Here is a 14,200-nt window from a genome sequence, read left to right on the forward strand (position 1 = left end):
CCGATCGCTACGACTACAAGGCGCTAGCCTTGAAACCGGCCTCCGATACGGCGGAAAGAATTGTCTCCGCCGGAAGATCGGTTGTTATAGTCAATGTTTTATCCGGGGATTTCAAGTCGATCGACCATGCGTCCTCTTTTACTAATTTATTCAATTTAGCGCCGATAGCCGCCACGCATCCGCCACATTTAGCGTTTGTCTTAAATTTTAATGTTGCCATATCTCTACTTATTATTTAAAGTTTACTCCATTTCAACCGTAAGCTATTTAATACCACCGACACGGAACTGAAAGCCATCGCGGCGCTCGCCAACATCGGGTTCAGTAACAGTCCGTTCACCGGGAATAAGACACCCGCCGCCAATGGGATTCCGATCAAGTTATAGATAAATGCCCAGAATAAATTCTGGTGGATCGAGCGAACCGTACGTTTCGACAAGCGGATCGCATCCGGCAATAACATCAAATCCGAAGTAATCAACGTGACCATCGCCACATCCATGGCGATATCCGTTCCCTTACCCATCGCAATGCTCACATCCGCACGGGCTAAAGCTTGCGAGTCGTTGATACCATCCCCAACCATAGCCACTTTCCTTCCGGCGGCTTGCAAGGAACGGATATACTCCTCCTTATCGCTCGGCAAGACATCTGCCTTATAATGACGGATATCCAGCATGGCCGCAACGGTCTCGGCGGTCCGTTTTCCATCGCCGGTCAATAAATGAACCTCGATACCCATTTCTTTCAAGGCCTCTACCGCCTCTCCCGACGTAGGTTTCAACCGATCCGAAATAGCCATGACCGCAAGCAATTCCGATTCCCAACCGTAATAAACGATACTCTTGCCATCCTCTTCCCACCGGATGATTTCCCGCCCAGCCTCGGGCGGAACCATCGCCTTGAAGGTTTCCAAAAAGCCTTTGCTTCCTACCCAATACGTCACGCCATGTACCTGCATTTGGATACCACGCCCCGTTACGCTCTCGAAACTATCAGCGTCGATCTCCGCGGCCTCCGTTCCTTTCAACCATGAGAGGATAGCGGACGCCAAAGGATGCTCAGACTTCATCTCGGCGGTATAAAGGATATCCAGCATATCCCGGCTCGCCTCCGATATCCAGAAAGAGTCTGTCACCTCGGGCACGCCCTCGGTCAAGGTCCCGGTCTTATCCAGCACGACGGTATCCACCTTACAAAGGTTTTCCAAGGCAAAAGCGTCTTTGATCAATATATGATGCTCGGCGCCTTTACCCATCCCGACCATCAAGGCAGTTGGCGTAGCAAGTCCCAACGCGCAAGGGCAAGCGATCACCAATACCGATACCGCCGATAAGAGAGCGTACGAGAAGTACCCGCTTCCTCCTACTACCAGCCAGACGATAAAAGTAAGTATCGCCAATCCGACAACGATCGGTACAAATATACCACTTATTTTATCAACGATACGCTGCACGGGCGCCTTACTTCCTTGAGCGGCTTGTACCATCTGTACGATTTGCGATAATACGGTAGCACTCCCCACCCCGGTCGCCTCCATCAAGAAAGCGCCCTTTTGGTTGATCGTCCCGGCCAAGACTCGGTCGCCTTGTGATTTCACGACAGGAATCGGCTCGCCACTCAACATGCTCTCATCCACGGAAGAGGAACCTTGAGACACCGTGCCGTCCACCGGGATCTTCTCACCGGGACGGACACTGACAAGATCTCCCACCCGCAAGAACGAGATAGAGACCTCTTCCTCCTGACCATCTCGCACACGACGGGCGGTTTTAGGCTGCAATCCCATCAAGCTCTTGATAGCGGAAGAAGTGCTGTTCTTCGCCCGCTCCTCCAGAAGTTTACCCAACAGAACGAATGCTATGATCACGCCGGATGCCTCATAATAAACATGCGGCTCCAATCCTTTCTCATACCAGAACTGCGGGTATACGGTATTGAAGAAACTGAACAGGAAAGCGATCGAGGTACTCAACGCCACCAATGTATCCATATTGGCGCTACCGTGCAACGCATGGCGCACGCCGTTCACGTAGAACGACTGCCCGAACACGATCATAATCACCAAGGCCAGCGCCATCATGATCCAGTTACCGCCGGGCGTATGCATAAACACCATTCCCAGCAGGGCCAGCGGAATGGAAAGTACCCACGCCCCGATCGTATTCCGGCGTAGCTTCCGGTAATGCTCTCGTGCCATCTCTTCCTGTACCGCCGTCGGATCCTCTACCTCCACGACCAAATCGTATCCGGCCTCCTGCACGGCCTCTCTCATTTTCTGAGGAGTAATCAAGGATGGATGGTATTTGACGGAAAGCGTATTCGCCGCGAAATTCACCGATGCCTCTTCCACGCCGGGAAGTCCCTTCACCGTATTCTCTACGTTATTGGCACATACGGCGCAACTCATCTCGAGAACCGGTAATATAATTGTCTCCAAATCTTTCATAGATCGTATCACCTGTTTAGTTATATATAAATGAATAACAAAGATACGATAAATATGATTGCAACCAGATTGCAAACTTTACGAAACAGTATTTACGTACGTTAAGAAACCTAGGAACTTAATAGATTTATTTGAGAAATATGACTATTATTTAACAGGGAAATACCCGACCTTTGTAAGGATTTTCAAACCAATTACTAAAACTTAATAACAATATGATTCTAGACTCACTTGAGAACTCTAAGCGGATCGAATGTATCCATCCGCTGTTTAAGCAGGCTTTTGACTATGTTAAGTCTACTGATTTTTCAAAAATGGAAGATGGTAAATACGATATAGCGGACGCTGGTTTCACGGTTAGCATCGCCAGCCTCTTCGGAAAGGAGAAGTCGGAAGCGGCCATCGAGACCCACAAGAAATTTATCGATATCCAATTCCCCTTATTGGGCGTAGAGAAAATCGGGTGGAAACCGGGAGATCAATTACTAGAGGAGTCCGTTCCATACAACGAGGAGCAAGATATCGCCTTTTATATCGACAAACCTACCGCCTATACGAAAATCTATCCCGGACAATTCGCCATTTATTTCCCGGAAGACGGGCACGCCCCGGGTATCGGCCAAGGGAATATCCGGAAGGTGGTTATCAAGATCCCGGTCCAATAGTATCGAATACCCTATCTGTTCCGCAAGAATAACCAGCTGAATACTTATATATTCTATATCGGATCTACTTCTATTCTACAAACCACGGCGTGGTCTTTGTAAACCACGCCATGATCTGTAAAGACCACGCCGTGGTTTATAGGATTCACGACGAGAATCAAGGAATAGATACAGATATGATTATCTTTATTCATAAGAAGATTTCCCTATTCAACCGTATATTCGCATATATGCGTTTGTAATACTTTATTCACCTCAAATCCACTTAAATCTCGTAAATTCTTGTTACCTTTGATGCCCGGTACAAAATAAAAGTAATACAAAGGAAGATGATTTCAGAAGAATTGAAGAACGACCTAAAGATAAAATGGGATCGGATGAGAGATGGTATGGCAAAGATGGGTATGGATGCCTGTTTGCTTACCGTAGATGTAAATCTTTATTATACGACAGGACAAATCTATAGTGGTTATTTTTATTTGCCGGTAGACGGTGAGCCGTGGTTCCTGATCAAGCGACCGAACGGGCTTTCAGGACATCAAGTGGAATACATCCGTAAGCCGGAAGACATCCCAACCTTATTTGCGGAACGAGGAATTAAGATGCCGAAAAGACTCTTATTAGAGGCAGATGAGTTAACTTATAATGAATATATCCGTTTACAAAAGGTATTCCAACCGGAGGAGGCCGGTAACGCCACCGCTTTCATGCGAAACCTTCGCCGGGTAAAAACCCCTTGGGAGATCGGGCAATTCCGTATCGCCGCCCGCAAGCATGAGGCTACTTATAGCGAGATCCCGGAATGTTTCCGTCCCGGTATGACAGACTTGGAGTTTCAGTACGAGATCGAGAAACGTATGCGCAAGAACGGCTCGATCGGTCTTTTCCGTGCTTTCGGAGCCAATATGGATATCTATATGGGCAGTATTCTCGCCGGGGAAAACGCCGAGACCCCATCCCCTTTTGATTTCGCTTTGGGTGGAGGCGGCATAGACGCTTCTTGTCCGCTGGGCGCTAACGGTACTTTATTAAAAGAAGGTACCGCTATCATGGTGGATATGGCCGGCAATTATACGGCTTATATGACGGACATGACCCGTGTCTTCTCCGTAGGCCGCCTGACGGAGGAAGCTTATCGGGCGCATCAAGTGGCCCTTACGATACAGCAGGAGGTAGAAAACGCTACCCGCCCGGGAACCGCTTGTTCGGATTTATATAATATAGCGGCGAATATCGCTAAGAAAGAAGGTCTTTCGGCTAACTTTATGGGAACCGAGCAACAGGCTAAATTCGTAGGACATGGCATCGGTATACAGATCAATGAGCTACCTGTGCTTACCCCTCGCTCGAAAGAGGAGCTTTTACCGAATATGGTGTTCGCCTTGGAGCCCAAATTCGTGATCCCGGGTGTCGGTGCCGTGGGTATCGAGAACAGTTTCCTTGTAACGGAGACGGGCGTGGAGAAGTTGACACGGTTCAACGAGGAGATCATCCCACTTGGAAATTAGGATTTAATAGAAGAATTTGTTATACATTATTAAATTAAAGCACATGAAAAAAACATTAGCTTTTCTGCTTTTGCTGGCTATTATCATCATGCCGGCCAATGCCGTGGAAAAGGAGAACGTGAAGCCTGTCAAGAACGTGATCCTTTTAATCCCGGACGGAACCTCATTGGCGACTATCTCTATCGCCCGTTGGTTGCAATGGTACCAAGATCCCAGCAAACCGAAATTGAACATCGACCCGTATTTGTGCGGAACGGTGCGTACGCATTCTTCTAACGCCCCTATCGGCGACTCCGCTCCTACTACATCATGCTACATGACCGGACAGCCGAGCCGTACGGGTTATGTATCCACTTACCCGGAGAACGACGGTGATAACGATATCTATCCGACCGATCCGGCCCGTGCTTTCCAACCGCTTACCACCGTATTGGAGGCTGGAAAGATGTTGCAGGGCAAAGCCACGGGATTGGTTTTCACTTGCGAATTCCCGCACGCTACCCCGGCGGACTGCTCCGCTCATAGCTACAACCGTGGTAAATACGACTGGATCGCTCCGCAGATGGTTCATAATGATATCGATGTCGTTATCGGTGGTGGAGTTTCTATCCTTACAAAGGATATGGAAGATTATCTATTGGCGAACGGATACAATGTTTATAAAAATGACTTGAAAGGTATGCGTGCCGATAATAATCAGAAGATGTGGGCTTTATATGGCAACAAGGAAATGGCTTACGATATCGACCGCAATCCGGAAGAGCAACCTTCTATCGAGGAAATGACTCGTAAGGCGATCGACAAATTATCCAAGAACCCGAATGGCTTCTTCTTAATGGTAGAAGGCAGTAAGGTAGACTGGGCCGCTCATGGAAATGACCCGGTAGGTATGGCTACCGATTTCTTGGCATTCGATCGTGCCTGCGGTGCCGCATTGGAGTTCGCACGCAATAATGGCGAGACTGCCGTTGTCATCGTACCCGACCACGGAAACAGCGGTATCAGCTTAGGTAGAAAAGATTGTAAAGGTTACGATAAATTGACGAAAGACCAATTGTTCCACCAATTCTCCCTGTATAAATTGACAGCCGAGGGTTTCGCCAACAAGGTAAACAGCGTTCCTAACTCAGAAGTGCAAAACGTATTCCGCACCTACGCCGGCTTCGAGCTGACTCCGGAAGAGATGAACGCGTTGAACAATTGCAAGGACTACAAGAACAGCCCGATACCAGAAGACCAACGCAAACCGGAAGATAATTCCTCCATGTACAGTGGCTCGTTAACCGGATTGATGGCGCATATCATCACTTCCCGCACTTGCTTCGGTTTCACGACCGGCGGTCATACGGGCGAGGAAGTATTCCTAGCCGCTTACCATCCGCAAGGAACCTTACCCCTAGGTATGAATACGAACATCGAGCTGAATGAGTACTTATGCAATTTGTTCGGATTGACACACGGAAACTTGGAAGATCTTACAAGCAAGAACTTCGCACGCCACACGGACGTATTCGAGGATTACACTTGCGAGATCGTCCCTGCCACCGACGAGAAAGGTTCTCCAACCTTGATCGTTAAGAACAAGAAAGATAAGAAAAAACAGCTAACGATCACCCCGTTCTCCAATATCGTGAAGTCCGGGAAGAAAGGCCAAGATGAGATACGGTTAAACTCTGTCGTCGTTTATGTCGATAAAAATAACACGTTCTATCTTCCGGCAAGTCTAGTTGATTTCTTAAAATAAAATATAAAGCGGAGGCCCTTCGGTCTCCGCTTTTTTTATACATTCGCGTACATAAGACAGAATATACACAACCTATGAAAAGTAAAAGTTTAGTTTCTATCGATCAATGTTCCAAAGAGGACATTCTTCGTATTCTGGATAACGCAAGGAAGTTTGAGGAGAATCCGAACCGGAAATTACTGGAAGGCAAAGTCGCCGCCACCCTGTTCTTCGAGCCCTCTACACGTACGAGACTGAGTTTCGAGACAGCCGTAAACCGTTTAGGTGGACGGGTGATCGGTTTCTCGGACGCTTCCACGACTAGTTCCTCCAAGGGCGAGACCTTGAAAGATACGATCTTGATGGTAAGCAATTACGTGGACTTGATCATTATGAGACATCATCTGGAAGGAGCCGCCCGCTATGCTTCTGAGGTGACGGATGTCCCTATCATCAACGCTGGTGACGGGGCGAACCAACATCCCTCGCAAACCATGCTGGACCTGTATTCCATTCGCAAGACACAAGGCAAGCTGGATAACCTCACCATCACGATGGTCGGCGATTTGAAGTATGGCCGTACGGTTCACTCCTTGATCGTGGGAATGTCTCACTTCCATCCGACCTTCCACTTCGTCGCGCCGAACGAGCTGCGCATGCCGGACGAGCAAAAGAACTTCTGCGACAAGCACGGGCTCAAATACGAAGAGCATACCGATTTCACGGAAGATATCATCAACCAGACGGATATCCTTTATATGACCCGTGTACAACGTGAGCGTTTCACAGACTTGGAAGAGTACGAGCGGGTAAAGAACGTGTATATCCTGCGTAACGACATGCTGAGAAACAGCCGTGAAAACCTGCGTATCTTACATCCGCTACCCCGTGTGAACGAGATCGCTTACGATGTAGATGACAATCCAAAGGCTTATTACATCCAGCAGGCACGCAACGGGCTGTTCGCACGCCAAGCTATCATTTGCGAAGTTTTAGGTATATCTATCGACGAATAAAAACGAAGTTTTATGTCAGCAGAAAAGAAAAAAGAGTTGCAGGTAGCCGCTTTAGAGAACGGTACCGCCATAGACCATATTCCTCCCAGCCAATTATTCAAGGTAGCCTCTTTACTGGGACTGGAGAAAATGAACAATACGATCACGATCGGCAATAATTTCCATAGCAACAAGATGGGATGCAAGGGTATGATCAAGATCGCCGACAAGTTTTTCGAGGAGGACGAGATCAACCGTATCGCCATGATCGCCCCGAATATTATATTGAACATTATCCGTGATTATGAGGTTGTAGAGAAGAAGACGGTTACTTTACCCGACGAGCTGATTGGCTTGGTCAAATGTAACAATCCGAAATGTATCACCAATAATGAGCCGATGCTTTCCCGCTTCCACGTGATCGACAAGGAGAAGGGAACCATTAAATGTCATTATTGCGAACGTAAGATTAATAAAGAAGACATAATCATTAGATAATTGAAAATTAAGAATTGAGAATTGAGAATTAGCTTTACGGAATCTTTAATTCTCAATTCTCAACTTTCAATTATAAAAACGCAGTTTTTATTATGAAGCACGATTGGAAACCGGGAACCATGATCTATCCATTGCCAGCCGTAATGGTGAGTTGTGGGAATGAGCCTTCCGAGTACAATATAATAACAGTCGCATGGGTCGGTACGATTTGTACGAATCCGGCGATGTGCTATATATCCGTACGTCCGGAACGATTCTCTTATCCGATCTTGAAGAAGAATATGGAATTCGTCATCAACTTGACGAATCGTGAGCTGGCCTACGCCACGGATTGGTGCGGGGTAAACTCAGGGAAAGACCATCATAAATTCGAAGAGATGAAGCTCACTCCCGGAAAAGCGACCGTCGTTAACGCCCCTACGATAGACGAGTCTCCGCTTTGTATCGAATGCCGGGTAAAAGAGGTAATCGCTCTCGGAAGTCATGATATGTTTATCGCTGATGTCGTAAACGTACAGGCCGACGACCGATATCTAGACCCAGAGACAGGGGCTTTTGATATGCAGAAAGCGGATCTTTTGGCTTACTCGCATGGTAAGTATTACGGGTTAGGTGAATTTGTCGGTAAATTCGGCTGGTCCGTGAAAAAGAAAAAATAACGGTATGAAAAAAGTCTACCTTATAGGAGCGTTGCTATCTTTCGGTCTGTTAGCAGAAGCCCAGAGCTTCATGCGTTTCGAGGACAAGGCATTCAACTTTGGAGCCAAAGTGGGATTCAACGCCACTTTCCCAGTCATAAACTCCCTTTCCATCAATGGGAAGGAAGCGGAGAATATAGACATCGAATATAAGGTAGGTTATCTGGCCGCGGTCTTTTGCCGGGTCAATATCGAACGGTTCTTCCTCCAGCCAAGTTTCTCATGGCATCGTTCTGAGGGAAATATCCGTTTTTCCATACCTCAAAGTTTGCCGGAAAATAATATGATGTCCAATACATCGGCAACTACCGACCTCTTGATGATGAAAACCAGTTCCTTAGAGGTTCCCATAATGGTAGGCTATAACCTAGTGAAGAAAGGGCCTTACGGACTTAGCCTTATGGTCGGCCCCAAATTAAAATACAACTATAAGATCGCCTATACGGTAGAATCTTCCACCACGCATGTAGAATACGTGAATGACAACACCCCGTTCGGAGTCAATATCGCTACGGGCGTAGGGGTTAGCATCGGACGGCTATTCTTCGACTTTGTCTATGAGTTCGGATTGAATCAAGTGGAATCCGATTTCGAGAAAGTCAACAATCCAGTTCCCGAGATTAATTATGATATCAATATTGACAAGCGAACGAACGTGATGAGTATCTCACTCGGCGTACTCTTCTAAAAAGACATTTTACCCATTTTTCAAGTACTTAACCAAAACCTTATCGATCCGGGCACCATCCATATCTACGATCTCGAACTCAAAGTCCAGCCACTTTAATTTCTCACCCGTCTTCGGTACACGTTCCAATATCTCTAGGATCAAGCCACTCAAGGTATTATAATCATGCTCGGCATACAAATCCTCCATGTCGAAATATTCCAAGAAATCATAGAAAGAATATTGGCCGTCCACCAACCAAGTACCATCCTCACGTTGTATGATCTCGGACTCCTCTCCGACTTCCGGTACTTGCCCGATTAAGCCTTCCATAATATCCTTCAAGGTTACGATACCTTGGATACCTCCGAACTCATCCGTAACGAGTCCATATTTCACGTGTGTCTGTTTGAAAGATTCCAAGGCGTTATATACGCTCTGGTTCTCGGGAACGAACTGTGCCGGGCGAAGTACTTGGTTGATCGAGAAATCCGGTTGGTCGATCCTTCCGAACAAATCTTTCAGATAAACGACCCCTACTATATTATCGAACTTCTCCGAGGCCACGGGATATATATTAAATAAGTTCTCCTCCACTTTCTCCCGAATCTTCTCCGTACTATCCGTCACATCCAGCCAAACCAGCTCGCTACGATGCGTCATGATAGAACCCACGTTACGGTCTCCCAGATTAAAGACTCGCTCTACGATGTCCTGCTCTACCTCTTGCACCTCGCCACCGTCGAAGCCCTCTTTCACGATCGCCTTGATTTCTTCCTCTGTTACCCTATTTTCCTCTTTCGTATCCACGCCCGTCATCTTCACAGCCAACGCCGTACTCTTTGAAAGTAGCCAAACAAAAGGAGAGGATATCAAGGAAAGAAAATTCATGGGTTTAGCAACTAACATAGAGACCTTCTCGGCACACCCCATGCCGATCCGCTTCGGTACCAACTCTCCGAATATAAGTGTAAGATACGTCACGATAATAACGATCGTCGTTTTAGCGATCCCCAACGCATACGGTTCTAGGGCCGGTATTTGCGCTATTATAACAGCGAAATTATGAGCTAACGCCTCGCCAGAGTACAAACCGGTCAAGATACCGATCAAGGTAATTCCGATCTGGATGGTTGAGAGAAACTTATCCGGCTCATTTGCCAGCTTCAAAGCAGTGCCCGCAGATTTATTACCACGTTTCGCTTCGGTTTCCAACCTAGCCTTCCGGGCTGAGACCAAGGCGATTTCCGACATCGCAAGAATTCCATTCAGTAAGATAAGGCCAATAATAATGACTATTTCCATTAATTAATTTATAGTTTGATTATGCTGCGAAGATATATAAATACTTTAATATATAAAACAAGACACCTAAGTGTCTGCGCTTACATTTAACTAAAAAACCTTACGAATCCCTTGCGGTTTCAAAAGAAAGGCGTACTTTTGCATGACAAATACAAAGTGTGATTAGAAATGCTCGATAAAATTAAGGCTCTGCTTCAAGAAGTAGAGAATATGAAAGCGGCAAATGCCGAGGAACTAGAAGCTTTACGTATAAAGTATCTCAGCAAAAAAGGCGAGATATCGGCGTTGATGAATGATTTCCGTAATGTAGCGGCTGATCAAAAACGTGAGGTTGGCAAATACTTGAACGAACTAAAGGAAACAACCCAGAGCAAGATCAACGAATTAAAAGAAAGCTTTGAGAATGTACAGACCGCAAACGATGATATCGATTTGACTCGTACGGCTTACCCGATCGAACTAGGCACTCGTCATCCTCTATCACTTGTAAAGAAAGAAATTTGCGATATATTCGGACGGTTAGGATTCAGCATCGCTGAGGGACCGGAAATCGAGGACGACTGGCATGTCTTCTCTTCCTTGAATTTCGCCGAGGACCATCCTGCCCGCGATATGCAAGATACGTTCTTTATCCAGCATAACCCGGATGTATTGCTTCGCACACATACTTCTTCCGTACAGACCCGAGTAATGGAAAAGCAAGAACCGCCTATCCGTATCATCTGTCCGGGACGTGTATATCGTAATGAGGCTATCTCCTATCGTGCTCACTGTTTCTTCCATCAAGTAGAAGCGTTATATGTAGATAAGAACGTCTCATTCGCCGACTTGAAACAAGCCTTGTTGTTCTTCGCCAAGGAAATGTTCAGTCCGGATACAAAAATTCGCTTGCGTCCTTCTTACTTCCCGTTCACGGAGCCATCCGCCGAGATGGACATCTCCTGCAACATTTGTGGAGGTAAGGGTTGCCCCTTCTGTAAAGGAACCGGTTGGGTAGAGATCCTCGGTTGCGGTATGGTAGACCCGAACGTGCTTGAGAACTGCGGTATCGATAGCAAGGTTTATTCAGGCTACGCATTGGGAATGGGTATCGAGCGTATTACCAATTTGAAATACCAAGTAAAAGACTTACGCATGTTCTCGGAAAACGATGTTCGTTTCTTGAGACAGTTTGAGTCGGCCAATTAAATTGAAAACCTAAATCATTTACCATCTCCCCGGGCCTTAACCTAGCCCGGGGGAAACACACTAGGTTGATATGATAAAGGTTTTTCTTTTAATAATAGGAGGAGCTATCGGATCTGCGCTACGGTTCGGAGTTTCCACGTGGGTGCAACGATCGATGCTTTACTCCTTTCCTTTTGGTATCTTGTCGGTCAATGTGATCGGCTCCTTTTTAATCGGTTTCTGCTGGAGTATAGCGGAAGCCTATAATTTTTCTATCAATACAAGAGCTTTCCTATTCACTGGTCTTTTCGGTGGTTTCACGACTTTCTCTTCTTTTGCTCTCGACACGATGGTACTTATGCGTACCGGAGAATACAAGATGGCACTACTCAATGTACTTGCCAGTAATATCCTTGGTTTGATAGCGGTCTTCCTTGGGATCATACTTGGGAAGAATATCATTACAATGATCAAGTAAATAAATAAAAAAACACGGCACAAGTCAGTCATGACAAGGCCGTGTTATATCGAATAAAGCTGTTTCCAAATTATCTATTTACTAACCTCAAGAATACTTTCTTAGAAAAATAAGAAGCTCTATCTTTCCGATATAATTGCCATCCAGATTATAGCTAATCAAATCATGTCCCCATCCATTAAACAGCAAACGCCCGTTCAACTCGTCCACCAAGCAGTCTACGTTTCTATAGCCACCCGGATCCTTCCCTACATGCCCTATCTGACATTTAAACTTTCCTGTAGCCTTATCAAACAAAAGACATTGCCGGTTAGCGGAAGTGATCAGAATATATTTATCCAATAACTTGATATCAGGAGAACTTCCGACTAGACAATCATCCCTCGTCTCTAAAGGGACATACCGGATCTCATCAAAATAATCAGAGGCTTTCAGCTCGGCAGGCGATGAGATAGCTTTACCTACCTCAATCACCCGCTTGCTCGCTTCTTCGTTTTCACGCTCCATACAGGAGGTTAGAAACATTCCCGCACAGAGGGAGCCGAACAAGCCTACCTTGCATATATACGCGAAAATCATTTCTTCAATTTTATCTCGATAACGCCATTACGACCTTTCTCTCCGAATTTAGCGATCGCCTCGTTTCCTTTGTACACATTCATAGACGCAATACGATCGGGATTCAAATTGTCCATCCTCTCTTTAGAAGATTCCATCCCATCGATGTAGACAATACCGGAGAAAGAGGACTTTTCCTTTGATGCCTCCTTAGCAGCCTTCTCATTGATGTCTATGGCTTTCATGGCCTCCTCTATGGCTCGGTTGATCTCCGGTTGAATCTTCTCCATCTCGGCGGCGATAGTCTCATTTATCTTGGCGGCCTCTATCGCCGCTTGCACAGCCTTGTCGATCTCAGCCTGGTGTTTCGCCATTTCCGCAGAAACGATCTCGTCGATATTCGCCGCTTTCACTGCCTCTTCAACCGCCTTGTCAATCTCCGGCTGGTATTTCTCCATCACGGCCGAGACCTTTTCCTGTATCGCTTGCATATCTTTTTCAGAAACGACCGAATCCCTTGCGAGGGTCTCAACTTCTACATTTCTTTTAGGCTCTTTTTTTTCCTGAACCGGAATAATTTCGCTAATTTTGACACTCGAAATCTTCTCCAATTCGTGAGAGATTTCCGGACGGGCAAAGGCTACCACCGTTAAGGCTGCCAACGGGAGTACATACAGATACTTCAACCGTGCCCATGGACTTGATTTTTGTTTTAACATCATAGCTATTCGCTTTTTAAGTGAACTGTGATTAAAGCTGTTGGCCATAGAAGTGAAGCGCTGTGCACCAACAGCTTTTTTAATTAATAATAATTGATATCTTTTTGCGTCGACGCCTTGATTTAATACGCTCTCGTCGGCCTCGTATTCATGGATATTTTGCAATTCCTGTCTCAACAACCAGACAGATGGGTTGAACCAATGGAACAGGATACAAATCTCGGAGATCAGCAGATCAATGGAATGACGGGCTTTTATATGCGCCATCTCATGCGTCATGATCTCTATCCCACTTTCCTCAAAATCCTTCCGGCTTATTACGATCGTTTGCATCCAACTGAACGGGGCGACTGGTTGGTCCGTAAGAATCAGATGGATTCCGTCCACCAGCTTCGGTGTACCTTGTCTCATCAACCGAAACAAGGCATAAAATGAATATGCGAATTGACAAAGCGTTAATATCCCTCCGATTATATAGGCTATCACCATAACTCGTAACCATACAGGTTGGCTAGCGGATTCTGCCGACGTTCTCATGGAAACCGCCGCTAGCAAATTCTCCAAATCCATGACCGGACGCTGAATGGCCGTCGCTTTCTCCAAAGTAATCTCACAAAATGGGATGATAACCGAAAGCATGATCAAGCTTAATAAAGCGATCCGGTTGAAACGATGGAAGGTATCACGGCTCAACAATAGCTTATAAAACAGATAAAATATCGTCAAGCACACGGATGATTTAAGGATATATACAAAGAAGATTCCCATAT

The 14,200-nt window shown here is 46.1% G+C and carries 15 protein-coding genes; 9 read left to right on the forward strand and 6 right to left on the reverse strand.

Features of this window, described 5'->3' with window-relative positions:
• Nucleotides 1-13: 13 nt before the first annotated feature.
• On the reverse strand, nt 14-220 hold the full coding sequence (locus CI959_RS18465; RefSeq protein WP_005857310.1) for a heavy-metal-associated domain-containing protein: 207 nt from the start codon (nt 218-220) through the stop codon (nt 14-16).
• Between the two features lie 15 nt (nt 221-235).
• Entirely contained in the window at nt 236-2,449 is a 2,214-nt protein-coding gene (locus CI959_RS18470; RefSeq protein WP_051659787.1) for a cation-translocating P-type ATPase, read from the reverse strand.
• A gap of 215 nt (nt 2,450-2,664) precedes the next feature.
• Between CI959_RS18470 and CI959_RS18475 the strand changes: the two genes are divergently transcribed.
• Entirely contained in the window at nt 2,665-3,114 is a 450-nt protein-coding gene (locus CI959_RS18475) for a YhcH/YjgK/YiaL family protein (RefSeq protein ID WP_005857314.1), read from the forward strand.
• A 53-nt stretch (nt 3,115-3,167) separates the two neighbouring features.
• Here CI959_RS18475 and CI959_RS21615 read toward each other — a convergent pair whose 3' ends face one another.
• Complete coding sequence (locus tag CI959_RS21615) at nt 3,168-3,308, reverse strand: hypothetical protein (RefSeq protein ID WP_170078648.1); 141 nt, start codon at nt 3,306-3,308, stop codon at nt 3,168-3,170.
• A gap of 135 nt (nt 3,309-3,443) precedes the next feature.
• Here CI959_RS21615 and CI959_RS18480 point away from each other — a divergent pair, with 135 nt between their 5' ends.
• From CI959_RS18480 to CI959_RS18505, 6 genes are all read left to right on the forward strand, one after another.
• Nucleotides 3,444-4,622, forward strand: coding sequence for a Xaa-Pro peptidase family protein (locus CI959_RS18480; RefSeq protein WP_005857318.1), 1,179 nt, complete (start codon nt 3,444-3,446; stop codon nt 4,620-4,622).
• A 43-nt stretch (nt 4,623-4,665) separates the two neighbouring features.
• Nucleotides 4,666-6,366: an alkaline phosphatase gene (locus tag CI959_RS18485; protein ID WP_036631539.1), complete on the forward strand. Its 1,701-nt coding sequence runs from the start codon at nt 4,666-4,668 to the stop codon at nt 6,364-6,366.
• A 74-nt stretch (nt 6,367-6,440) separates the two neighbouring features.
• Nucleotides 6,441-7,361 (forward strand): aspartate carbamoyltransferase, encoded by a 921-nt coding sequence (pyrB, locus tag CI959_RS18490; protein WP_005857322.1) that lies wholly within the window; start codon nt 6,441-6,443, stop codon nt 7,359-7,361.
• Between the two features lie 12 nt (nt 7,362-7,373).
• The gene (gene pyrI / locus CI959_RS18495) at nt 7,374-7,838 is read left to right on the forward strand and encodes an aspartate carbamoyltransferase regulatory subunit (protein ID WP_005862713.1); all 465 of its coding nucleotides are present in this window, start codon (nt 7,374-7,376) and stop codon (nt 7,836-7,838) included.
• 92 nt (nt 7,839-7,930) lie between these two features.
• Nucleotides 7,931-8,497: a flavin reductase family protein gene (locus CI959_RS18500; protein WP_005862715.1), complete on the forward strand. Its 567-nt coding sequence runs from the start codon at nt 7,931-7,933 to the stop codon at nt 8,495-8,497.
• 4 nt (nt 8,498-8,501) lie between these two features.
• On the forward strand, nt 8,502-9,224 hold the full coding sequence (locus tag CI959_RS18505) for a porin family protein (protein ID WP_005857327.1): 723 nt from the start codon (nt 8,502-8,504) through the stop codon (nt 9,222-9,224).
• A 9-nt stretch (nt 9,225-9,233) separates the two neighbouring features.
• Here the strand turns inward: CI959_RS18505 and CI959_RS18510 are convergent, their stop codons facing one another.
• Nucleotides 9,234-10,508 carry a hemolysin family protein gene (locus CI959_RS18510; RefSeq protein ID WP_005857328.1) on the reverse strand — a complete coding sequence of 425 codons (1,275 nt, stop codon included), beginning with the start codon at nt 10,506-10,508 and terminating at the stop codon, nt 9,234-9,236.
• Between the two features lie 168 nt (nt 10,509-10,676).
• On the opposite strand from CI959_RS18510, the gene pheS reads away from it, so the two are divergent.
• Together pheS and crcB are read left to right on the forward strand one after the other, a co-directional pair.
• Nucleotides 10,677-11,696, forward strand: coding sequence for a phenylalanine--tRNA ligase subunit alpha (pheS, locus tag CI959_RS18515; protein ID WP_005857329.1), 1,020 nt, complete (start codon nt 10,677-10,679; stop codon nt 11,694-11,696).
• Between the two features lie 70 nt (nt 11,697-11,766).
• Nucleotides 11,767-12,153: a fluoride efflux transporter CrcB gene (gene crcB / locus CI959_RS18520; protein ID WP_008779782.1), complete on the forward strand. Its 387-nt coding sequence runs from the start codon at nt 11,767-11,769 to the stop codon at nt 12,151-12,153.
• Between the two features lie 87 nt (nt 12,154-12,240).
• Here crcB and CI959_RS18525 read toward each other — a convergent pair whose 3' ends face one another.
• Nucleotides 12,241-12,732, reverse strand: coding sequence for a DUF4934 domain-containing protein (locus tag CI959_RS18525; protein ID WP_008779781.1), 492 nt, complete (start codon nt 12,730-12,732; stop codon nt 12,241-12,243).
• Nucleotides 12,729-14,198, reverse strand: coding sequence for a M56 family metallopeptidase (locus CI959_RS18530; RefSeq protein WP_008779780.1), 1,470 nt, complete (start codon nt 14,196-14,198; stop codon nt 12,729-12,731). The genes CI959_RS18525 and CI959_RS18530 overlap by 4 nt, the downstream gene beginning before the upstream one ends.
• Nucleotides 14,199-14,200: the final 2 nt, after the last annotated feature.

The organism is Parabacteroides sp. AT13, assembly GCF_002272965.1.
GTDB classification, from domain to species: Bacteria; Bacteroidota; Bacteroidia; order Bacteroidales; family Tannerellaceae; genus Parabacteroides; species Parabacteroides distasonis.

Bases quoted from the DNA above. Each gene is read 5' to 3' on its own strand.
- CI959_RS18475 (WP_005857314.1), top strand. From the start codon at position 2,665: ATGATTCTAGACTCACTTGAGAACTCTAAGCGGATCGAATGTATCCAT.
- CI959_RS18500 (WP_005862715.1), top strand. From the start codon at position 7,931: ATGAAGCACGATTGGAAACCGGGAACCATGATCTATCCATTGCCAGCC.
- CI959_RS21615 (WP_170078648.1), bottom strand. From the start codon at position 3,308: ATGAATAAAGATAATCATATCTGTATCTATTCCTTGATTCTCGTCGTG.
- pyrI (WP_005862713.1), top strand. From the start codon at position 7,374: ATGTCAGCAGAAAAGAAAAAAGAGTTGCAGGTAGCCGCTTTAGAGAAC.
- CI959_RS18505 (WP_005857327.1), top strand. From the start codon at position 8,502: ATGAAAAAAGTCTACCTTATAGGAGCGTTGCTATCTTTCGGTCTGTTA.
- pyrB (WP_005857322.1), top strand. From the start codon at position 6,441: ATGAAAAGTAAAAGTTTAGTTTCTATCGATCAATGTTCCAAAGAGGAC.
- crcB (WP_008779782.1), top strand. From the start codon at position 11,767: ATGATAAAGGTTTTTCTTTTAATAATAGGAGGAGCTATCGGATCTGCG.
- pheS (WP_005857329.1), top strand. From the start codon at position 10,677: ATGCTCGATAAAATTAAGGCTCTGCTTCAAGAAGTAGAGAATATGAAA.
- CI959_RS18480 (WP_005857318.1), top strand. From the start codon at position 3,444: ATGATTTCAGAAGAATTGAAGAACGACCTAAAGATAAAATGGGATCGG.
- CI959_RS18485 (WP_036631539.1), top strand. From the start codon at position 4,666: ATGAAAAAAACATTAGCTTTTCTGCTTTTGCTGGCTATTATCATCATG.
- CI959_RS18470 (WP_051659787.1), bottom strand. From the start codon at position 2,449: ATGAAAGATTTGGAGACAATTATATTACCGGTTCTCGAGATGAGTTGC.
- CI959_RS18510 (WP_005857328.1), bottom strand. From the start codon at position 10,508: ATGGAAATAGTCATTATTATTGGCCTTATCTTACTGAATGGAATTCTT.
- CI959_RS18465 (WP_005857310.1), bottom strand. From the start codon at position 220: ATGGCAACATTAAAATTTAAGACAAACGCTAAATGTGGCGGATGCGTG.
- CI959_RS18530 (WP_008779780.1), bottom strand. From the start codon at position 14,198: ATGGGAATCTTCTTTGTATATATCCTTAAATCATCCGTGTGCTTGACG.
- CI959_RS18525 (WP_008779781.1), bottom strand. From the start codon at position 12,732: ATGATTTTCGCGTATATATGCAAGGTAGGCTTGTTCGGCTCCCTCTGT.